Source organism: Arthrobacter sp. RT-1, assembly GCF_003367205.1.
Classification (GTDB): Bacteria; Actinomycetota; Actinomycetes; order Actinomycetales; family Micrococcaceae; genus Arthrobacter.
On the sequence record NZ_QRGQ01000023.1, the window covers coordinates 1 to 20,705 of the forward strand.

Sequence of the window (20,705 nt, forward strand, 5' to 3'; positions counted from 1 at the left end):
TCTTTCCGGCCGAGCCGAGCTGCTTGGTGGCTTCCACGACGCGGGCTGCGAGGCCGGCTTCGGCGGAGGCGCCCCAGACGCGGGGGTCGTAGGTCTTCTTGTTGCCCACTTCGCCGTCCACCTTCAGGACACCGTCGTAGTTGCGGAACATGTGGTCCGCCACCGGGCGGGTGTAGGCGTACTGGGTGTCGGTGTCGATGTTCATCTTGATGGTGCCGTAGGACACGGCGTCGGCGATTTCCTGGTCCGAGGAGCCGGAGCCGCCGTGGAACACCAGGTCGAACGGGCTGTCCTTGCCGATCTTTGCGCCCACCTGTGCCTGGATGTCCTTGAGGATCTCCGGGCGGAGCTTGACGCCGCCAGGCTTGTACACGCCGTGGACGTTGCCGAAGGTCAGCGCGGTGATGTAGCGGCCGTTCTCCCCGGAGCCGAGGGCCTCAACGGTGGCCAGGGCGTCTTCCACCGTGGTGTACAGCTTTTCGTTGATCTCGTTCTCCACGCCGTCCTCTTCGCCGCCCACGGTGCCGATCTCAACCTCGAGGATCATCTTCGCGGCCGCGGTGCGCTCCAGCAGTTCGCGGGCGATCCGCAGGTTTTCCTGCAGGGTCTCGGCCGAGCCGTCCCACATGTGGGAGTTGAACAGCGGGTTCCGGCCGGCCTTGACCTCGGCCTCGGACGCGGCCAGCAGCGGCAGGACGAAGCCGTCCAGCTTGTCCTTGGGGCAGTGGTCGGTGTGCAGGGCGATGTTGACGTTGTAGTTCTTCGCCACCTCGCGGGCGAACGCGGCGAAACCCAGGGAACCGGCCACCATGTCCTTGGTGGAAGCCCCAGACCAGTACGCGGCACCGCCGGTGGAAACCTGGACGATGCCGTCGGACTCAGCCTCCGCGAAACCGCGCAGCGCGGCGTTCAGCGTCTGGGAGGACGTCACGTTCACGGCCGGGAACGCGAAGCCGCCCGCCTTCGCGCGGTCGATCATCTCGGAGTAGATCTCTGGGGTTGCAACGGGCATGCTGACTCCTTGATTTTTGGGGGGGTATTCGGCTGCAGTTGGACGGAATTGGGTCTTAGCTGGTGTAAAGGGTGACGGGATCATCACGCACAAATAGACGGCGCGAGCCGGTGCCGTGCTCGATGACCCATATCACCTGGCCGTTGTCTGCGCAGTCATCTACAAAGGCCGGGTAGAGGAACGACCCGTTGGACCACACGTGAACACAGTCCCCGTGCTGCAGCGTAGCCCACTCATGGACAGGCTCCTGGCCCGGGAAAAAGCGCCTTCCCCCAGTTGCCTCCTTGAACATGTTCTATTCCTTCTTTTCCCGCCATGGCGGGTCAGTCAGCTGCGCCGTGCATCGCACGGCCGGCCCCAAAAGCCTCTCGACAAGGCACAACTAGCGAACGACTTCGTGCGTCATCCCGAATGGAACCTGGTCTGAGAGAGCGGCCGTATAGTGTCCCGGCCGGTTGCGGACGACCAAGATACCGTGATCGCCCGTAAGCATTGCCAGCTCCTGGAGCGTGTTAACGGCTTCATTGAGGCGCTCGTCCAGGACGCGGCGGCTGGTGACGTGAATATCGATGGAGTCAAGGAGGGCGGTCATGGTATTTCCTTTCTGTTTTCGCTGAGCGGGTTCCAGCTGCGCCTGCACTTCGGTGAGGCGGCAGCATTCATCCCCAGGCCTTGCGGTGTGAGTGGCATCACATATCGTGGTTGCTGTAGCAAAGGTATCGCGCATAAATCATATAGTCCAGCTTTATTTAGCAACCGTTCCAAACCGGGGAGCGCGAACGCTCCACTCGCCGGAAGCCCGCGCCGAAGTTGGTTTCCGGGCGACGCCCGTCCCTCCCTGAGCCCCGCCCAAAAGGGTGGTTCAAACAATCCTAAATTGGGATTTCTCCAACTCGTTCTTGGCCGGACGATGGAGGCTTAGCCCATTCGGGAGGCAAAGTGACCTCACTGATCGCTGAACTGGCCGAGATACAAACCGAGCGGCGACGCGCTGCAGGCCCCAGCGAAGTCCAAGTGGGCTGTGTCCGAACTGCAGGGCGGTGCGCACACTGCGCGACACCTTTGGAACAGCACAGGAAACGCGATAAGGGAGAGTTTGTGTGGGAAAAGTAGAGTCTGGTGATCCAGTCGTTCTTGAGATTACTGCAGTGCCGTCACCAGGCCGGCCGGTTGTTCTCCTTCGCCCCGGGGAATTTGTCCAGCTATCACAAAGCCCGCCACCGCGAAACCGCGACCTTGAAATACAACAACTCATCCACGACCTCGCGGTGCTGGCAGCAACGCATGCCGCGCGTTCTACCGGTACAACCTCGCCCCGAAAGTTCGAGTAAAGCTGTCGGTGACGGTCGAAAAGTGAGCCATTGCGTGGGAGAGTGAGCTTTACGTGTCGGCACGTCCTGGCGGCAGCCGAAGGCCTGGTTGCGCTTTACCCGGCTACGGGCAAAACGCAACCAGGCGCCTATTGCGACGAGCCGTTGAATCTGCCTGCGGCTCAGAATCTTTTTTGTACTCGCGAGTATTTCTTAGAGAATTGGAAGCTTTTCGAGATCTTCGACATCGTCTGAAGAGCGAGCAGGGGATGCTTCTTGTTTCGTCCGCGTTGATTCGTGCTGCGAGTAGAACCATATGGGTATGTAGAGTGCCAGTACGATAAAGCCGAGCCAGGTTGGCGCCCAGCCGATTTCCAGGCTGTTGAGATAGACGACACCGATCAGGCACAAGGGCAGATTAAACAGTCCGAAGAGCATGGCGACACGTTTCCATCCCTTGGGTGCTTTGAAGGGCCTTTCCAGGTTTGCCAATGCCGGATGTTTTTTGGCCTTGACGTAGGCGAACAAGCTGATGCCGTTGGCACAGGTGTAACCGATCGCGGCAGCTGCAAGAATTGCCGTCATGGATCCCATCGAAATGAGGACCATGTTAAACGCTGCTGTGACGAGCAAGGCGATGAACGGGGTTCCGTGGCGGTTCGTTTTGCCGAAGATCTTGGGAAGATTGTTCTCCGCAGACATCGAGTGCAGAGCGCGCGAGGAACCCAGGTAGGCGGTTTGGATGATGAGTATCATGGCCGCGATTAACATGATGATCGTGATGGTCGTGCCCGCCCCGCCAAATACCGCTTGGGCGACTGGAATGAGGGGCGAAATCGGCTCGGCGATGACGCCCTCAACGCCAAGTACGCCGATGACTGCAGCTTGCACCAGGACATATGAGAAGAAGCAGATGATTCCGCAGGCGAAGAGGGCCTTGGGAACATCTTTGGACGGGTTTTTGTATTCAGGACCGTAAATGGCGGCCGTTTCCCAACCGCAGGCGCTCCATTGTGCAATCGCGAAGATGCCAAAGAGAATCAGGATGTGGTGCATATCCCAGGCCCAGTCAGCCGGCATCCAACTGCCGGTGATGTTGTCCAGCTCAACATGGCCGGTGGCAAAAGGCGCGACGGTCAGGATTATGAGGGGTATCAGCGAAACTGCCGCAAGGATGTAACCCAGGATGGCGCCGTCCTTGAGGCCGAACCAGTTGATCACGAACAGTCCGGCGAAAATTACCAAGCCCGAGATCAACGAGAGCTGATACTCGGTGAATGCCCCAGCCAGCGCCGGAAACAGCCCATGCAGGTAGCCGCCGACCAGGATGGCAAAGATCGCCAGCACCGGGTTCCAGGCAAACCAGTAACTCCAGGCGCTGAACCCACCGATCAGCTTGCCCTTGTCATACTTGCCCTTGTAGTTCTCAGTGCGAAATATGTGCTGGGCATAGCCCGGAAGGCCTGAAGCCTTAGGGAAGGTTGTGGCCATTTCAGCGTACGCGGCGTTTTGCATGAAACCCTGAATGACTGACAATCCCCAGACAAGGATTGCCGCGGCAGATAGATACAGTGGGATATAACCCAGAGACGGCAATATCAGCAGGGGCACGCCCAGCGAAATGGATAGCCCCTGCTTCCAGTCGATTGATCTTTTCAAGTGATTGGCTGTATCCAAACTATTTTCACTCATGAAATTCTCCTTTGAATAGCGGTGAAAACTAAAGAGTTTGCTGGTACTGGTGACGCGCGCGTTGCCTTTGCCAGGCACCTGTGCGATCTGCAGCCGAAGGGGTGTGCCGTGCTGAGTGGGGAGTACCGGATCTGCGGGCTGAAGGGGTTCCCGAGCGTGCAGATACGAGGCGGAGATAGGGGGTTAGCTGCCACTGTTTTTTAGTTCGCAGAGACCCAAAGGTCACAGGTTGTACTGCTCCGGGTGGGCCTGGTGGTTGCTCTTCCTGCCACGCTTGATGGTTGCGTCGCCTTTGAGACGAGGGCTTCGTCAGTTGTTCGAGGATATAAGTGCTACATCGGCCTAGATTTCGAAGTACCGGAAGGAGTGCGAATTCAGACCTTCCGGGTTGGGCCCGTACATCGTGACCATGCGTGCGTAGACCGGGGCCCAGTATCGGCCGAGCTGGCCGGGATTAACGCGAGCTGAATCGCCCGCCTTCAGGATGACAGTCTTGCCCTCACTCTCCACGTGGAGCTCACCTTCGAGAACGAAATTTGTCTCGCTGTGGGGATGGAAGTCTTCCCAACCGCAGGACCTCAGTTCCCACTCCGAGAGTATGAAATCATCCCAGCTGCCTACTGGATCGGCATTGATGAATCTGCAGTGCAACCGTTGCCATTCGTCCTTCATGGGCTTCATGGATTGAATCGGCCAGAAGTCGATCTTTTCCCCTGCAATAGGCGCCAAGGGCTGAGAGTTGCTGGTAGTGGCCATAGTTTTGAACCCTTTCTTAAGCGCGCGATCTGCTGTGCGAATGCTTCGGTGGATCCGGGGTCAGATTGCGCCATCGTGATGTGGGTCACGGCGATGTCCACTGTGACAGGGACATCCGTTCAAGTCAATCGTTCGAAAGGATAGGTGCCGGACTCGAACGCCGCATCAAAGAAACTTGAGAAAAAGCAAACATGAACGGTTGACTTGCACACTTGTTCATGTCACCTTTCTTGTAGCGGCAAACGTGACTGGCATCACAGCACGTAGCTCGGGCCAGCGCCCAGGAGGCCACCCGCGAGGCTAGGGCATGTCGGCTTTATTTCGATCCCTGGAGCCCCTACAGGGGTATCACGTTGACCTTCACGGCACTTCTGCACGGCATCACAGATCACCAGTTCTTCCCCCATTTCAAAGGAGAAATCATGGAAACCACCCTCATCGGAACGCTCAGCCAGGCCGGATCCATCCACAAGGTGGAAAGCGGTTATGTCGGGCTACCGTCGATGAACGAACCCGGCACTGTAGCCGCCATCGGCGACTCCCTCCACAACCCGCAGGGCTCGGTCATGTGCGCCGGATTCTTTGAGCTGAAGGCTTCCGAGCCGCTGGTCTACACCTACACGTACGACGAAATGAAAGTCGTCATTAAGGGTGAGTTCATCCTCACCGATGAGGTAACGGGCGAGGTTACGCACGCAAAGGAGCGCGACGTTCTGTTCTTCCCCAAGGGCACAACAGTGAAGTTCGAGACCCCTGAGTATGCCCTGGGGTTCTTCGTCGGAGACCGCAATTTCGCTGCCTAGACCCCAACCAGCGGCACCGCCGTACACGCCGGCGACCTAACAATCTTTGTAGAGGAGAAAACCATGGCATTACGAGTCGGAATCATTGGTGCCGGGCCCAGCGGCCTGGCACAACTGCGGGCGTTTGAATCAGCGCGCCAGAAAGGCGCCTCGATCCCCGAGATCATATGCTTCGAGAAACAGGGCGACTGGGGTGGACAGTGGAATAACAGCTGGCGGATCGGGCTGGACGGTCAGGGCGAGCCGGTTCACTCCAGCATGTACCGGCACCTATGGTCGAATGGGCCCAAGGAGTGCCTGGAGTTCTCGGACTACTCCTTTGACGAGCACTTCGGCCGTCCGATTTCCTCCTTCCCGCCCCGCGAGGTCCTCTTCGACTACATCAAGGGCCGCGTGGAAAAGTCAGACGTTCGCAAGTACGTCAAATTTAATACTGTTGCCCGCCACACCAGCTACAACGAGGCAACGCAGGAATTCACGGTGACGGTTGAGGACCTCAAAACCAACCGCACGGAGACCCACGTGTTCGACAAGCTCGTAGTGGCCACCGGCCACTTCCACGTCCCCGCCGTCCCCGAGTTCAAGGGCATCGAAACCTTCCCGGGCGAGGTTCTTCACGCCCACGATTTCCGTGGCGCCGAGCGCTTTTACGGCAAGAAGCTGCTCATGATCGGCAGCAGCTATTCCGCAGAGGACATCGGCATGCAGTCGCACAAGATGGGCGCCGCATCCATCACCCTCAGCTACCGCACGGCCCCGATGGGTTATCACTGGCCGCAGAACACGGTGGAGCGCCCGCTGGTCACCCACTTCCAGGGCCGTACAGCGTATTTTAGCGACGGCACACACGGTGACTTTGACGCCGTCGTCCTCTGCACCGGATACCAGCACAAGTACCCATTCCTACCCGGTGAGCTGTCGCTGAAATCACCGAACGTGCTCTACCCCGGCAACCTCTACAAGGGTGTGGTGTGGCTGCAGAACAACAACCTGTTCTACCTGGGCGCCCAGGACCAGTACTACACGTTCAACATGTTCGACGCGCAAGCATGGTTTGCCCGCGATGTGATGACCGGAAAAATCCACCTTCCATCCCTCAATGAGCGCAAGGCGGATATCCAGCTCTGGCTCGACCGTCAGGCCGCACTGTCCGATCACGACGCAGAAGCCGATTTTCAGACGGACTACCTGCGGGAACTCATTGAGGCAACAGACTACCCACCCTTTGATCTGGACGCCGTCTGCCAATTGTTCAAGGACTGGATGCGCCACAAGCACGATGACATCCTGGGGTACCGCGACATGCTCCACCGTTCAGTGGTCACCGGCACCATGGCGACCAAACACCATACACACTGGATCAATGCAATGGATGACTCGATGGAGCGCTACCTGCACGGGGCCTCCCAGGATCTGGACAACGTGGCACCTGACGATCTTACGGAGACGGTAGCCGCGACCTAACCAAGGGCACGTGGTGTCAGGCCGTCGGCTGGGTTACCAGCCGGCGGCCTGACACGTGCGGAGTTGGTGGAAGTATTTTCCAAAAGCTTTCGAAGTCCGGGCAGATTATCCGCGTCCAAGGAAAACGAACGCAAGTTCAAGTCAAGCGTTCTAGACAGGATGGGAATCTTTCACTCTCCAGGCAATAGTCTTAAGAGGTGTCCCAAGAGGGCCGCCGAACGCGAGACTGGAGAGTGAATTATGCGGGTGTCCTCAAAAGATCGAAAAGAGCAGCTGATTTCAGCAACCGTGGAACTTATGAGGCGCGAGGGTGTTCAGTCTGTAACCATGCGCGCCATTGCCAAAGAGGCCAATGCTCCCTTGGCCACTGCCAATTATTGCTTTAGCGGTAAGGAAGAGCTCATGGAGGCGGCCGCCGAGGCCTGGCTGAAAAACCTCAGCAGCTTTTCGGGGGACGTCCAGCCCCACCTAGGCCTTCGTAATGCGGTGGAACAAGTGGCTCAAGGTTATTGGCGAGCATTGGAAGAAGAGCCGGGCAGCCTCCTTGCTGAGATCGAGCTCATCTTGTGGGCAACACGCGGCGCCCCCGTCAGCCCGCTGGCCGCGAAGATTTATCCTGCCTACGAAGTGGAGCTGGGAGGTATATTCTCCTCGGCAGCCCAAAGCAATGGCGACGAGTGCCGTATTGGAATCCCTGAGCTCGTAAGGTCTTTCCTGATGATCTACGATGGGGCGGCCCTTCAATACCTGACCGACCCAACGGCGGCCGACCACCGCGCCGTGTTCTTCATGACGCTTGATGCACTGCTGACCAGGGCCGGCGTCTGAGGACAACTCTGCCGCTCACCGCGGCAACGCGAGAGTCAACGACCTAAAGGATCTTCTTGCTGGTCCCCCACCACTATGACAGTGCCCTAGATGTCTCAGGCGGAGCGGCCGCCTCTTCGTTACGTGCCGCCCGATCGAGGGATTCAAGCACCCGGGCATTGTTCGCCGCGTCCGTGAGATCGTAGCGGAGCGGAGTACCGTTCAGGACGCTGTCGGAGAAGTGCTCGCTCATCCGTACGAAGTGATTTTCTCCCTTGATCTTGTGATAAATCGTGTCCTTTCCGAAGTGGTGCTCCTCCAGGACCGAATCCTCCTCAAGAAGGCCAAACGGATTATCGAGGTAGAGGCGGCCCTCTGTTCCGGTTAGCTCCAGGAAGTTGCGGCGTTCGAGGTTTACCCCGGTATCGAATAGCGCTGTTACGCCGCCGGGGAAGCGCAGTATGCCCGCAATACTGGTGTCGATTCGACCCTCGTCGTTGGCGTCGCGGTAGTTGCCGAATGCGTTGACTCGGCTCGGTTCCTGGGCGGTAACCATCCGGCTGACGTTAACGCAGTAGCATCCCGTGTCGAAAAGTGCACCGCCGCCGAGCTGGCTGTGCCAGCGGATGTTGTCACCGCTGCCGGCGTCGAACGAATGCCCGACGTGAATAAAGGTCAGTTTGCCTACGGCGTTGCCCGCGAGCAGTTCCTGCAGCTTTTCGAAACGCGGGTGAAAGCGGTACATGAAGCCTTCCAGGACTTTCAGCCCGGTTGCCTCGGCCTTACGCCTAACCTGATCGCATTCGGCGGCGCTGGTCACCAGTGGTTTTTCACAGAGTACGTGCTTGCCTGCGTCCAAGGACTTCAGTATCCACTCGAGGTGCAGTGCGTTCGGCAAGGGAATATACACAGCGTCGATATCCGGGGAGGCAAGAAGCGCGCCATAAGAGCTAAATGCCTGCGGAATCCCATGCCTGTCCGCGTATTCCCTGGCCTTTTCTTCCGTGCGGGAGGCGATGCCAACAACTTCCCCGTTCTTCGCCGCCTGCAGCGCCGGAATTGTCTTACGGACGACACGGGCGGTGCCAAGGACGCCCCAGCGCAATTTATCGCTCATCTGAATCTCCTTTTGACAACGTGTCCCGTCGAGACAATTCTGCGTGAACTGGCACAACCATGCACTGGTTACCTACCCGCGGCGAATGGTGCGCGTACGTGCAAGGGCAGTGACACCGGTGATCAGCCCAACCAGTCCTGCTGCAAGGCCGAGCCATCCCGCTGCTGATCCCGCATCAGTGGCAGAGGAGGTGCTGGAAACAGCCGCGGCCGGAACGGCGGCGTTGGGAGCTGCAGTGCTGTGCTGTGTGTGGCCGTCCGTCTTTTCCGTCGTAGTGAAGGCCGGCGCGGGGTACTTTGATTCGGGTTGCCCCTCGCTGATGTCCTGTTCCCATTTCACGGTGTTCCCGTCTGTGTATGTCTGGGACGCAGGCAGGATCAGTTGGGTACCGGCCTTGGGCAGCACCCCGACCGAGATGGAAAACGTTTGGTACTCATGAGGACCGATCTGATGAGCTTCATCTGCTGTCCAGATGACGGAGGTCGGTGCCTCGGTGACCGTTGCGCCGTTGACGGTGACGGGCTGTGGCAGTTCACTGTTCACCACCTCCGCCTTCCACCCGACCACGGGCTTTACGGAGACGGAGGTGAATGGCGTCTCCGTGGGCAGGGAGACTTCGAGTTTGCTGGTTTTGGCCGTTTCGGACTCGTTGGGCACCCGGAAGGTCAGTTGGGTGTAGCTGCCCTCGGCGGTGCCGTCAGGGTCGACGCGGACGTGGGCAGAAGCTGCGCCCGTGCCCAGGGCCATCAGCCCGGCAGCCAATGTCGTGGCAGCAATGGTGCTCAGGGTACGGCGAGGTGAGGTCTTCATGGCAGGATGCCTTTCGCGGAACTAAGGGATGGTGCGGCCGCCTTGGCCCGTGTCAGACGGCGGCGCTCCCCTGTCGTTGTTATGGATGGCTTGCTTCCGAACTGTAAGGCCTGGCACGCGTCCAGGCCTTACAGTTTCCCTGGGTCAGGGCGTGAAAATGACGAAGAATTTCCTGATTCGCTCCTGGATTTCCCAGGTGCCCTTCCAGCCGATGGGGAAGATAGCTGCGGTTCCGGCCTCCACGGTAATCGGCTCTCCGCCATCCTCGGTAACCACCATGCGGCCTTCAAGGACGTAGATCGACTCGCCGCGCTCCAGGAACTCCCACCGTGAAAGGCCCGGGTCAGCTTCCCAGACTCCGGAGAGGATCCGGGAATCATCGCTGGTAAAGGGGATGGTGATCCGCGTGGGAATCTCGTCGCCCAGCACTTCGGCCAGGGGTGGACCGAGCGGTGCTTCGTCCAGCTTCCCCTGGAAGAGGGCGGTCGGCTCGAAAGTTATGCTCATGTGAATCTTCCTTTCTGGGTTGCTCCCCCGGGACGGGAGAGTCGGTGTTTTGTTGATGGTTATTCGACGATCTCGCCGGTGGTTTCGAAGGCGGCGATTTTGCCGATGCGGCGTTCATGGCGTTCGGCATTGGTGAATGGTTCTGCCAGGAATGCCTTGACCAGTTCGGTGGCCTCTTCGACGCTGTGCTGCCTGCCTCCGACGGCCACCACGTTGGCATCGTTGTGCTGGCGGGCCAGCTTCGCGGTGTCAAGGTTCCAGGCGAGGGCTGCCCGGACTCCCTTGACCTTGTTTGCGGCGATTTGCTCGCCGTTGCCTGAGCCGCCCAGCACGATTCCGAGCGCGTCCACGCCTGCCGCCTGGTCGGCCACGACGGCGGCGGCGGCGTTGATGCAGAACGCGGGGTAGTCGTCCTCGGCGTCATAGGCGGCCGGTCCGTGGTCCACCATCTCGTAGCCGCTGGCTGAGAGCGGGGTGATCAGGTGGGAGCTGAGCTCCATGCCGGCGTGGTCGGTTGCGATGTGAACGCGCATTGTGGGTCCTTCAGTATTGGTAACGGTGATGGGCGGCCTGCTGCTAGGCGAAGGCGAGCTGGCCGTTCGCGCGCAGTGATTCGATGGCCTCGGCAGGGGAAGGTTTGCCGTACACGGCCGAGCCGGCGACAAAGACGTTGGCGCCGGCCTCGGCGGCCCGGGTGATGGTTTCTTCCGTGATGCCGCCGTCCACCTGGATGGCCACGTTCACTCCTGAACCGTCGACGGCGGCGCGAGCCCGGCGAATTTTGGGCAGCATCACGTCCAGGAAGGCCTGTCCGCCAAAACCCGGCTCGACGGTCATGATCAGCAGCATGTCCAGTTCGGAAAGCATGTCCAGGTACGGTTCCACCGGCGTGGCAGGGCGCAGGGCCATGCCGGCCTTCGAGCCCCGCGCCCGAAGCTCGCGGGCAAGCTTGATCGGCGCATTCGATGCTTCTACGTGGAAGGTGACCGAGGCAATCCCGGTGTCAGCGAACTGGGGTGCCCAGGTGTCAGCATTGGCAATCATCAGATGGGCATCCAGCGGCACGGGGCTGACCTTCTGGATCCTTTCCACGACGGGCAGGCCGATGGTCAGGTTCGGGACGAAGTGGTTGTCCATAACGTCCACGTGGACAGCGTCGGCATTGCTGATGCGGGCAAGCTCTGCTTCGAGGTTGACGAAGTCGGCCGACAGGATGCTGGGATTGATGCAGCAATTCAGGGGTGGCTTGGACATGGTGTCCGCCTTTCTGGTCTGCGCCCACTGCGCGGGACCCCGCTGGGTCCCGCGCAGTGCGCAATGGTTCAGGATGCTTTCCGGGCGGTGGAGAGCGCGCCTTCGACGTCGGCCAGCAGTTCCTTCCAGCTGGCCACGAACTTGTCCAGGCCTTCGGATTCCAGGAGAGTGACGACGTCGTTGTAGGAGACGCCGAGGCGCTCGAGGGCGTTGAGCACTTCCTGTGCTTCCTCGTAGGTGCCGGTGATCGTGTCACCGGTGACCACGCCGTGGTCGAAGGTGGCGTCCAGCGTTTTCTCGGGCATGGTGTTCACCACGTCGGCGGCGGCCAGTTCGGTGACATAGAGGGTGTCCGAGTAAGCAGGGTCCTTCACACCGGTGGAGGCCCACAGCGGCCGCTGCCGGCGGGCGCCGGCTTGAGCCAGGACTTCCCAGCGTTCGGTGGCAAACAGCTCCTCGTAGACCTGGTACGCCAGGCGCGCGTTGGCGACACCTGCCTTGCCCTTAAGCGCCCTGGCCTCGTCCGTGCCGATGGCGTCAAGGCGCTTGTCGATCTCGGTATCCACACGGGAAACGAAGAAGGACGCCACCGAATGGATCTTCGAGAGGTCGTGGCCGTTCTCCTTGGCCTGTTCCAGGCCGGCCTGGAAGGCATTGATGACGGCGCGGTAGCGCTCCAGCGAGAAGATCAGGGTCACATTGACGCTGATACCCTCGGCCAGAACGGAAGTGATCGCCTCAAGGCCCTCAAGGGTGGCCGGGATCTTGATCAGGACGTTGTCCTTGTCCACCTTCTTGAACAATTGCTTGGCCTCGGCGATGGTGCCGACGGTATCCCAGGCGAGGCGGGGGTCCACCTCGATGGACACCCGGCCGTCAACACCGTTGGTGGCGGCGGCGATAGGGGCGAAGAGGTCGCAGGCGTCCGCGACGTCGGTGGTGGTGATCTCGAAGATCGTCTCCTCCACGCCGGCGCCCCGGGCGGCAAGCCCGGCGATGGCAGCGTCGTAGTCGGTGCCCGAGGTGATCGCGGCCTGGAAGATGGACGGGTTGGTGGTTACGCCCACGACGTTTTTCTGGTCGATGAGCTTCTGCAGCCCGCCGCTGGAGAGCCGGCCGCGGGAGAGGTCGTCCAGCCAGATGGATACTCCGGCGTCGGAGAGCTGCTGGGTGGGAGTAGTCATTGTCTTTTTCTCCTGAAATCGGTTGTTAGGCCTGCAGGCCTGCGAGGGAGTCCTTGGCGGCGGCTGTGACTGCTTCCGCCGTGATGCCGAACTCCTGGAAGAGACGCTTGTAGTCAGCCGAGGCGCCGTAGTGCTCGAGGCTGATGGAACGGCCGGCGTCGCCGACGAATTCCTTCCAGCCCAGGGCAAGCCCTGCTTCGACGGAGACGCGGGCCTTGACCGCGGGCGGGAGGACCGATGCGCGGTAGGCAGCGTCCTGCTTGTTGAACCACTCAACGCAGGGCATGGAGATGACGCGGGTGGCGATGCCTTCGGCCTGGAGTGATTCACGGGCCTGTACTGCCAGCTGCACTTCGGAGCCGGTGGCGATCAGGAGCACCTGGGCCGGGACGGTGGCACCGTCCTTGGATGCCTCGGCCAGGACGTAGCCGCCCTTGGCCACACCGGCCGGGGAAGCGAAGGTGTCACCGTCGGCGGTCCCCTCGCCGCGGGTGAACGTCGGAACGTTCTGGCGGGTCAGGACGATGCCGGCCGGGTTGTCGTGGTTTTCCAGCATGGTCTTCCACGCGATGCCGACCTCATTCGCGTCGGCCGGCCGGACGACGTCCAGGCCCGGGATCGCACGCAGGGTGGAGAGCTGCTCCACCGGCTGGTGGGTGGGGCCGTCCTCGCCCAGGCCAATGGAGTCGTGCGACCACACGTAGATGGACCCGACACCCATCAGGGCTCCGAGGCGGATGGCCGGCTTCTGGTAGTCACTGAAGATCAGGAACGTCCCGGAGAACGCGCGGGTCTTGCCGTGCAGGCTGATGCCGTTGACGATCGAGGCGGCGGCGTGCTCGCGGATGCCGAAGTGCAGGACGCGGCCGTAGGGGTTGCCCTTCCACGCTTCCGTGGAGCGGGAAGCCGGGATGAATGACGGCGAGCCCTCGATGGTGGTGTTGTTGGACTCCGCGAGGTCGGCCGAACCGCCCCAGAGCTCCGGCATGACCGGGCCGATGGCGTTCAGGACCTTGCCGGACGCGGCGCGGGTGGAGACGTCCTTACCTGCCTCGAAGACCGGCAGGGCGGCGTCGAGTCCGGCGGGCAGCCGGCGGGCTTCGACGCGCTCCAGCAGGGCGGCACCCTCGGGGTTGGCGGCCTGCCAGGCGGAGAAGGACTCTTCCCATTCCGAGCGGGCGGCAGCGCCGCGGTCCACAACCTTGCGGGCGTGGGCAAGGACGTCCTCATCCACCTCGAAGGACTTGGCGGGGTCGAAGCCCAGCACTTCCTTCAACGCTGCAACTTCATCGGCACCCAGGGCTGAACCATGGATCTTGCCGGTGTTCTGCTTCTTGGGGGCAGGGTAGCCGATGATGGTGCGCAGCGAGATGATGGACGGCCTGGAGGTCTCGGCCTTGGCCGCCAGCAGAGCCGAGTACAGCTCCTGGACGTCTTCGACGTATTCGCCCGTCTCGGTCCAGTCCACGCGCTGGGTGTGCCAGCCGTACGCTTCGTAACGCTTCAGGACGTCCTCGGTGAAGGCGATGTCGGTATCGTCCTCGATGGAGATGTGGTTCTCGTCGTAGATGACAACAAGGTTGCCCAGTTCCTGGTGGCCGGCCAGGGAGGAGGCCTCCGAGGTCACGCCTTCCTGGATGTCGCCGTCGGAGGCAATGACCCAAATGGTGTGGTCGAACGGGCTCTGGCCGGCGGGAGCATCGGCGTCGAACAGGCCACGCTGGCGGCGCTGTGAGTAGGCAAAGCCCACCGAGGATGCCAGGCCCTGGCCCAGCGGGCCGGTGGTGATCTCCACACCGGCAGTGTGCTTGTATTCAGGGTGGCCGGGGGTCAGCGCACCCCAGGTCCGCAGCGCCTGAAGGTCCTCCAGTTCCAGGCCGTAGCCCGAGAAGAACAGCTGGCTGTAAAGGGTCAGCGAGGAGTGCCCCGGGGACAGGATGAACCGGTCACGGCCGATCCACTCCGGATCGCGCGGATCGTGGCGCATCAGCTTCTGGAAAAGAAGATACGCAGCAGGAGCCAGGCTCATCGCGGTCCCCGGGTGTCCGTTGCCCACCTTCTCAACGGCGTCGGCTGCCAGGACGCGGAGTGTGTCCACCGCGCGCTGGTCCTGGGACGTCCAGTCCAGTACCGCAGTATCAGGACGCGGGGCGAGTACGGCATTTGGTGTCGGGTTCACTTTTAATCCCCTTTGATTAGATGATTTGGCCTGCAGCGGCCACACGAATTTTCGCTTAGATCCATCCTTGCGAAACAAAGGGGTAGTAGTAATCCTGTTTTCTGGCAGTTTTTACTATACTTTAGGACTGGGTGGTGTGATCCACCTCTCCCCGACCAGCCACTAGGAAGATGACATGACCGTTACAGACCTGCCATGGCCGCTGTTGCAGACCGTTGCTGCCCTGGCTGATGCCCCTCTGGCCAAGATAGCGGAACGGCTCCGTAACGCCACCCTGCCCTACATCAAGAGCAGTGCGTTGGTCATCTTCACCGAGGACTGTACTGGCAGGCCCCAGAAGAAGGCGGGTGCGGAGGACATCATTTCCCGTGTGAGCATCCCGGAATTGGACGAGCTTCGCGCCCGCCTGGCAGACGAAACGCCTTGGTTCGGGGAAGCCGACCTGGCCGGCAAATCCCGGCAGGTGCTGGCTCACAAGCATGCCGCCAGCCAGGCCCTCCTGGTTCTCACCGATCCATACCCCACCGGCTCGGGAGATGACGCCAACCTGGACCTTGTGACATTCCTCTGGCGCGTCGCAGCGCGGCGAATCCAGGAAAAAGTGGCTGATGCGCCGCCGTCGTACTTGTTGGAGTCCCGGGCAGCATCAGCTGAACGCATCCGTGTGACGGCCGAACTGACCGATCTGCATTCGACCACTCTCGAAACCCTCATGGCAGCCCTGCGCTCAGCGTCCTTGGACGATGCAGCTGCCCGCACAACCGTCACTGAACTCACTGCCAAGGCCCTCCTCGGACTGCGGACCCTTAGTGACCGCACCACAGACATTGCAGAAGAGCCCGTCGCGAAGGCCTTCGAACGGCTGCGGGAGGACTTGCGGCCGCTCACGGGCTTTAGCGGCATTGACGTCCAATTCATCGAACCACCCCTGAACGGCAGGGCCCTCCCCGGCGAAATCGCCCATGCTGCCCGTGCCATCGTCCGCGGACTTGTCCTGGCCATGATGGAACAAACCGACATCACCAGAATCCGGACGCAGTGGGACTGCGATGGCGGAAACCTGCTGATCAACGTGCGTGATGACGGAGGCGGTGCACTCACCGCCGAAACGCCGAGCATCGTGGGCCTGCAACGCCGGGTCCAGGCGCTCTCCGGACAGCTGCGGATGGACGTCATGTCCGGCTGGGGGGCAGACATCTTCGTATCGCTCCCCCTGGACCCGCCCGCGCGCCCCACCGGTGACGTAGCCGGATGGAACCTTGCCGCAAGGGAACTGGAGGTACTCCAGCACCTCGCCGCGGGACACCGCAACCGCACTATCGCGTCAACAATGGGCATCAGCGAGAACACGGTCAAGTTCCACGTGCGAAACCTGTTCAGGAAGCTCGACGTCGGGTCACGAACCGAAGCAATCGCATTGGCCCATAGCCACGGACTCCGGTAGCGGTGGTTGAGCGCAGCTGAGGCGCGCCGGGCGTTCCCGGCGCGCCTCACTGGCTCACTCCTGGTGAATGTGCGGCCTACCGCGAAACCCTGGCCAGGGTTTCCTGCTCGGCACCGATGGTGGTGTTGTCACCGTGGCCGGTGCGGACCACAGTCTCGGCCGGCAACACCAGCAGCCGCTCCCGGATCGAGGCCAGGATGGTCGGGTAGTCGCTGTAGGATCGGCCGGTTGCGCCCGGGCCGCCGTTGAAGAGCGTGTCCCCGGTGAAGAGCGTTCCTTCGCTTTCGAGATAGAAGCAGGTGGAGCCAGGGGAATGGCCGGGCGTATGAATTGCCAACAGCGCCGTTTCTCCCACCTCGAACACGTCTCCGTCTCCGTGGTACCGGTCCGGTTCGTAGTCCGGGTAGACCTGCTTCCACAGGACCAGGTCCTCCGGGTTCAGCACGATCGGGGCGCCCACGGCGTCCGCAACCTCCCGGGCGGCGCCGATGTGGTCGTTGTGCGCGTGGGTCAGCAGGATGGCCTTGACCTTCCGGCCGCGGACTTGGTTGATGATCGCGGTGGCGTCGTGCGGGGAGTCAATGATCACGCATTCCTCGTCGTTGCCGACGATCCAGACGTTGTTGTCCACATCCCACGTGCCGCCGTCGAGCGAAAACGTCCCCGAGGTGACCAGGTTCTCAATCCTGACGGTCATTGGATTGCACTCCTCTGCGTCAGGTCGACCACCGAACGCAGGACCTTGCCCTTATGCATCCGTTCGAAAGCCTCCTCCACTTGATCAATACTGATGCGTTCGGTGACGAAGGCGTCCAGGTCCAGGTTGCCCTGCTTGTAGTGACTGACCAGCATCGGGAAGTCACGGGAGGGCAGGCAGTCGCCGTACCAGGAGGACTTCAGCGACCCGCCCCGGCCGAAGACATCCAGCAGCGGCAGCTCGAGCTGCATTTCCGGCGTCGGGACGCCCACCAGGACCACCCGGCCGGCGAGGTCGCGGGCGTAGAACGCCTGCTTGTAGGTTTCGGGACGGCCGACGGCGTCAATCACCACGTCAGCACCGTTGCCGCCGGTCAGCGCACGGATCGCCTCGACGGCGTCTTCCTGCTTGGAGTTCACGCCATGCGTGGCGCCCAGGGACTTGGCCATCTCGATCTTGTTGTCATCGATGTCCACGGCGATGATCGTCGTGGCACCGGCCAGCTTGGCCCCGGCGATCGCGGCGATGCCCACTCCGCCGCAGCCGATCACGGCCACGGACTCGCCGCGCTTGACGCCTCCGGTATTGATCGCCGCCCCGATGCCGGCCATCACACCGCAACCCAGCAGGCCCACCGCCGCAGCATCAGCTTCAGGGTCGACCTTGGTGCACTGCCCCGCCGCGACCAGCGTCTTCTCGGCGAAGGCGCCGATACCCAAGGCCGGAGACAGCTCGGTCCCGTCCTCCAGGGTCATCTTCTGGGTGGCGTTGGCCGTGTTGAAGCAGTACTGCGGCTGGCCCTTGGCACACGCCCGGCACTGCCCGCACACCGCACGCCAGTTCAAGATCACGCGGTCGCCCGGGGCCACCTCGGTGACGTCCGGACCAACAGCACTGACCACACCGGTGGCCTCATGGCCCAGCAGGTACGGGAACTCATCGCCAATGCCGCCCTGCTTGTAATGCAGGTCCGTGTGGCAGACACCGCAGGTGAGAATATCCACCAGCGCCTCACCCGGACCCGGGTCCGGCACCAGGATGGTCTCCAGCGAAACGGGGGCATCCTTCTCCCGGGCGATGACGGCTTGAACTTTATGGACCATTGCTTAGTTTCCTTTCATGGATCCGGCCGGACCCCGTGACTTGGCGCCGCGGAGCCAAGATGGTGGCCATAAGCCGGATGTGTTGTTGTGCCGCCACCGTTCTGTCCCGGGCGCCGTCAATCTGTACCGGTCAAGCCGGGACCAGGCACGCCTGCCGCGGGTTCAGCACAGCACCGGGATCCGGCGAGGCTGCCATGAGGTTTGCCAGCCCCAGTTGGGCGACTGTTTCACCGAAGACATGGTCCGGGTCCAGTCGGCGGAGTTCTTCGGCGAGGCAGTCGCGGAGGCTGCGGCGGGGAAGGGAGATGCGTTGGGCGGGCTGGCCCGGCTGCGTGAGTTCAGCGACGGTGTGTCCGGGGCGGAGGAGCTGGATGTCGCCGTCGGGAAGTGCGAGGCGGACCCGGCGGAGGCCCGTGCCGGGGGTGCCCGGCACGATGGTGACGGGCACGTTCAGCGCGGTGTGCAGCCAGGCTGCCATCAGCAGCGGGCTCGGGGAATCCGGGGCCCCTTCAACCTCGGCGGCCAGTACCTTGGTTGAGCTGGTTTGGTCCAGGACGGCGGCGAGTTGGATGCGCCAGTTGGTCAGGCGGGTCCAGGCGAGGTCGGTGTCGCCGGCTTTGTAGGTGGACCTGATGTTCTCCAGTGCAGCCTGCGGGTCCGGTTCGTTGGCGGAGTCGGTGATCCGGCGGTGCGCAATCCGGCCGATGGAGGTGTCGCAGGCGCTTTCCGGGGCGCCGTGCGGCCACCAGGCCACGATCGGGGCGTCCGGGAGCAGCAGCGCGGCGACCAGGGACTCGGATTCGTGGGCGAGCTGGCCGTAGCCGCGCAGCACGATCACTTCCGAGGCGCCGGCGTCCCCGCCCACCCGGATCTGCGCGTCGAGCCGGTCCGGTGCGTTTTTGCCGGCGTCGGCGAGGACGATGATCCGGCAGGGGTGTTCCCGGCTGGCCTCGTTCGCGGCTTCGATCGCTTCTTCCTCAAGCCCGGACTTCGTGACCACCACCAGGGTGAGCACCCGGCCGAGGGCGATCACGCCGCCCTGCTCGCGCAGGGCCATGATCTTCTTGGATACGTTCGAGGTGGTGGTATCGGGCAGGTCAACAATCATGGCCTTCTCCAGGTTCGTCCGTCACGGGCCAGCAGCTCATCAGCGCTGGCCGGGCCCCAGGAGCCCGGGGCGTAGGGTTCGGGCTGTTCATCCAGGGTGGCCCAGTAGTCCTCGAACGGGTCAAGGATCTTCCAGGACAGCTCCACTTCCTCATGCCGCGGGAACAGCGGCGGCTCACCGAGGAGCACGTCCAGGATCAACCGCTCATACGCCTCGGGGCTGGATTCGGTGAACGAGTGGCCGTAGCCGAAGTCCATCGTCACGTCACGGACTTCCATCTGCGTGCCCGGGACCTTTGACCCGAACCGGATCGTCACGCCCTCGTCCGGCTGGACCCGGATCACCACGGCGTTCTGCCCAAAGTCATCCTCCCCATGGTCACGGAACAACAGGTTCGGGGCGCGTTTGAACACCACCGCGATCTCCGTCACCCGCCTCCCCAGGCGCTTGCCGGCGCGCAGGTAGAACGGGACACCGGACCAGCGGCGGGTGTGGATGTCCACCCGGATCGCGGCGAACGTCTCCGTGGTCGAATCGGCCGGGATGCCCTCTTCCTCCAGGTAGCCCTGGACCTGTTCCCCGCCCTGCCAGCCGCCGGTGAACTGCCCCCGCGCCGAGTGCGTGGACAGGTCCTCCGGGAGCTTGACCGCGGCGAGGACCTTCTCCTTCTCCGCCCGCAAATCATCGGCGTTGAACGAGATCGGCTCCTCCATCGCAGTCAGCGCCAAAAGCTGCAGCAGGTGGTTCTGGATCACGTCCCTCGCGGCGCCCACGCCGTCGTAATACCCTGCCCGGCCGCCGGTGCCGATGTCCTCGGCCATCGTGATCTGGACATGGTCCACATAGTTCGCGTTCCACAACGGCTCGAACAACTGGTTCGCGAACCGCAACGCCAGGATGTTCTGCACCGTTTCCTTACCCAGGTAATGATCGATCCGGAACACCGCGTCCGGTGGGAACACCGACTCGACAATGTCGTTCAGCTGCCGGGCCGAGGCCAGGTCGTGCCCGAACGGCTTCTCGATCACCACCCGCCGCCACTTCTCACCCTCGGCCTGCGCCAGCCCATGCTTGGACAGCTGCCGGCAGACCTGCTCAAACGCCTTCGGCGGGATCGAAAGGTAGAACGCGTGGTTCCCGCGGGTCCCGCGGACATCGTCGAGTTCCTTGATCGTCTCGCCGAGCCGCTCAAACGCGCCGTCGTCGTCGAACTCGCCCTGGACAAAACGGATACCCTCAGCCAACTGGTTCCACACCGCCTCATCAAACGGCGTCCGCGCGTAGGACTGGACCGAAGCCTTCACCTGACCGGCGAAATCAGCGTCACTCCACTCCCGGCGCCCAAAACCCACCAACGCGAAACTCGGCGGCAACAACCCCCGGTTCGCCAGGTCATACACAGCCGGCATCAACTTCTTGCGCGCCAAATCACCGGTAACCCCAAAGAGCACCAACGAC

19 protein-coding genes are annotated in these 20,705 nt (G+C 62.1%); 4 read left to right on the forward strand and 15 right to left on the reverse strand.

Annotated features, from left to right (window positions below; all coding sequences use genetic code 11):
* From fbaA to DXK94_RS15210, 4 genes are all read right to left on the reverse strand, one after another.
* Window positions 1-1,012: class II fructose-bisphosphate aldolase (fbaA, locus tag DXK94_RS15190; RefSeq protein ID WP_115525604.1), on the reverse strand; the 1,012-nt coding region annotated here is incomplete at its 3' end.
* Window positions 1,013-1,394: 382 nt separating this feature from the next.
* On the reverse strand, window positions 1,395-1,604 hold the full coding sequence (locus tag DXK94_RS15200) for a hypothetical protein (protein ID WP_115525605.1): 210 nt from the start codon (window positions 1,602-1,604) through the stop codon (window positions 1,395-1,397).
* 931 nt (window positions 1,605-2,535) lie between these two features.
* Window positions 2,536-4,014 (reverse strand): APC family permease, encoded by a 1,479-nt coding sequence (locus tag DXK94_RS15205; protein ID WP_115525606.1) that lies wholly within the window; start codon window positions 4,012-4,014, stop codon window positions 2,536-2,538.
* A gap of 342 nt (window positions 4,015-4,356) precedes the next feature.
* Entirely contained in the window at window positions 4,357-4,770 is a 414-nt protein-coding gene (locus DXK94_RS15210) for a cupin domain-containing protein (protein ID WP_258868567.1), read from the reverse strand.
* 422 nt (window positions 4,771-5,192) lie between these two features.
* Here DXK94_RS15210 and DXK94_RS15215 point away from each other — a divergent pair, with 422 nt between their 5' ends.
* From DXK94_RS15215 to DXK94_RS15225, 3 genes are all read left to right on the forward strand, one after another.
* Window positions 5,193-5,573 carry a cupin domain-containing protein gene (locus tag DXK94_RS15215; RefSeq protein WP_181884847.1) on the forward strand — a complete coding sequence of 127 codons (381 nt, stop codon included), beginning with the start codon at window positions 5,193-5,195 and terminating at the stop codon, window positions 5,571-5,573.
* Between the two features lie 63 nt (window positions 5,574-5,636).
* Window positions 5,637-7,037 (forward strand): NAD(P)-binding domain-containing protein, encoded by a 1,401-nt coding sequence (locus tag DXK94_RS15220; RefSeq protein ID WP_115525607.1) that lies wholly within the window; start codon window positions 5,637-5,639, stop codon window positions 7,035-7,037.
* Between the two features lie 240 nt (window positions 7,038-7,277).
* Window positions 7,278-7,865: a TetR/AcrR family transcriptional regulator gene (locus DXK94_RS15225; protein WP_079599188.1), complete on the forward strand. Its 588-nt coding sequence runs from the start codon at window positions 7,278-7,280 to the stop codon at window positions 7,863-7,865.
* A 73-nt stretch (window positions 7,866-7,938) separates the two neighbouring features.
* Here the strand turns inward: DXK94_RS15225 and DXK94_RS15230 are convergent, their stop codons facing one another.
* The 7 genes from DXK94_RS15230 to tkt form a co-directional block, all read right to left on the reverse strand.
* Window positions 7,939-8,961 carry a Gfo/Idh/MocA family protein gene (locus DXK94_RS15230; protein ID WP_115525608.1) on the reverse strand — a complete coding sequence of 341 codons (1,023 nt, stop codon included), beginning with the start codon at window positions 8,959-8,961 and terminating at the stop codon, window positions 7,939-7,941.
* Window positions 8,962-9,033: 72 nt separating this feature from the next.
* Window positions 9,034-9,771 carry a YcnI family protein gene (locus tag DXK94_RS15235; protein ID WP_115525609.1) on the reverse strand — a complete coding sequence of 246 codons (738 nt, stop codon included), beginning with the start codon at window positions 9,769-9,771 and terminating at the stop codon, window positions 9,034-9,036.
* Window positions 9,772-9,915: 144 nt separating this feature from the next.
* Window positions 9,916-10,278: a cupin domain-containing protein gene (locus DXK94_RS15240; protein ID WP_079599185.1), complete on the reverse strand. Its 363-nt coding sequence runs from the start codon at window positions 10,276-10,278 to the stop codon at window positions 9,916-9,918.
* 59 nt (window positions 10,279-10,337) lie between these two features.
* Window positions 10,338-10,811 (reverse strand): ribose-5-phosphate isomerase, encoded by a 474-nt coding sequence (locus DXK94_RS15245; protein WP_115525610.1) that lies wholly within the window; start codon window positions 10,809-10,811, stop codon window positions 10,338-10,340.
* A 43-nt stretch (window positions 10,812-10,854) separates the two neighbouring features.
* Complete coding sequence (rpe, locus tag DXK94_RS15250; protein ID WP_115525611.1) at window positions 10,855-11,532, reverse strand: ribulose-phosphate 3-epimerase; 678 nt, start codon at window positions 11,530-11,532, stop codon at window positions 10,855-10,857.
* Between the two features lie 68 nt (window positions 11,533-11,600).
* Window positions 11,601-12,716 carry a transaldolase gene (gene tal, locus DXK94_RS15255; protein WP_115525612.1) on the reverse strand — a complete coding sequence of 372 codons (1,116 nt, stop codon included), beginning with the start codon at window positions 12,714-12,716 and terminating at the stop codon, window positions 11,601-11,603.
* Window positions 12,717-12,741: 25 nt separating this feature from the next.
* Complete coding sequence (tkt, locus tag DXK94_RS15260; protein ID WP_395929521.1) at window positions 12,742-14,895, reverse strand: transketolase; 2,154 nt, start codon at window positions 14,893-14,895, stop codon at window positions 12,742-12,744.
* A 175-nt stretch (window positions 14,896-15,070) separates the two neighbouring features.
* Between tkt and DXK94_RS15265 the strand changes: the two genes are divergently transcribed.
* On the forward strand, window positions 15,071-16,339 hold the full coding sequence (locus DXK94_RS15265) for a response regulator transcription factor family protein (RefSeq protein ID WP_079599180.1): 1,269 nt from the start codon (window positions 15,071-15,073) through the stop codon (window positions 16,337-16,339).
* A gap of 76 nt (window positions 16,340-16,415) precedes the next feature.
* On the opposite strand, the gene DXK94_RS15270 is transcribed toward DXK94_RS15265, so the two are convergent.
* The 4 genes from DXK94_RS15270 to zwf all read right to left on the reverse strand — a co-directional run.
* The gene (locus tag DXK94_RS15270) at window positions 16,416-17,036 is read right to left on the reverse strand and encodes an MBL fold metallo-hydrolase (RefSeq protein ID WP_115525613.1); all 621 of its coding nucleotides are present in this window, start codon (window positions 17,034-17,036) and stop codon (window positions 16,416-16,418) included.
* On the reverse strand, window positions 17,033-18,139 hold the full coding sequence (locus DXK94_RS15275; protein WP_115525614.1) for an S-(hydroxymethyl)mycothiol dehydrogenase: 1,107 nt from the start codon (window positions 18,137-18,139) through the stop codon (window positions 17,033-17,035). Before DXK94_RS15275 ends, DXK94_RS15270 begins: the two co-directional genes overlap by 4 nt.
* A 130-nt stretch (window positions 18,140-18,269) precedes the next feature.
* Window positions 18,270-19,247 carry a glucose-6-phosphate dehydrogenase assembly protein OpcA gene (locus DXK94_RS15280; RefSeq protein WP_115525615.1) on the reverse strand — a complete coding sequence of 326 codons (978 nt, stop codon included), beginning with the start codon at window positions 19,245-19,247 and terminating at the stop codon, window positions 18,270-18,272.
* Window positions 19,244-20,705, reverse strand: a 1,462-nt coding sequence (gene zwf / locus DXK94_RS15285) for a glucose-6-phosphate dehydrogenase (RefSeq protein WP_115525669.1), incomplete at its 5' end; no start/stop codon positions are given. The genes zwf and DXK94_RS15280, both read right to left, overlap by 4 nt.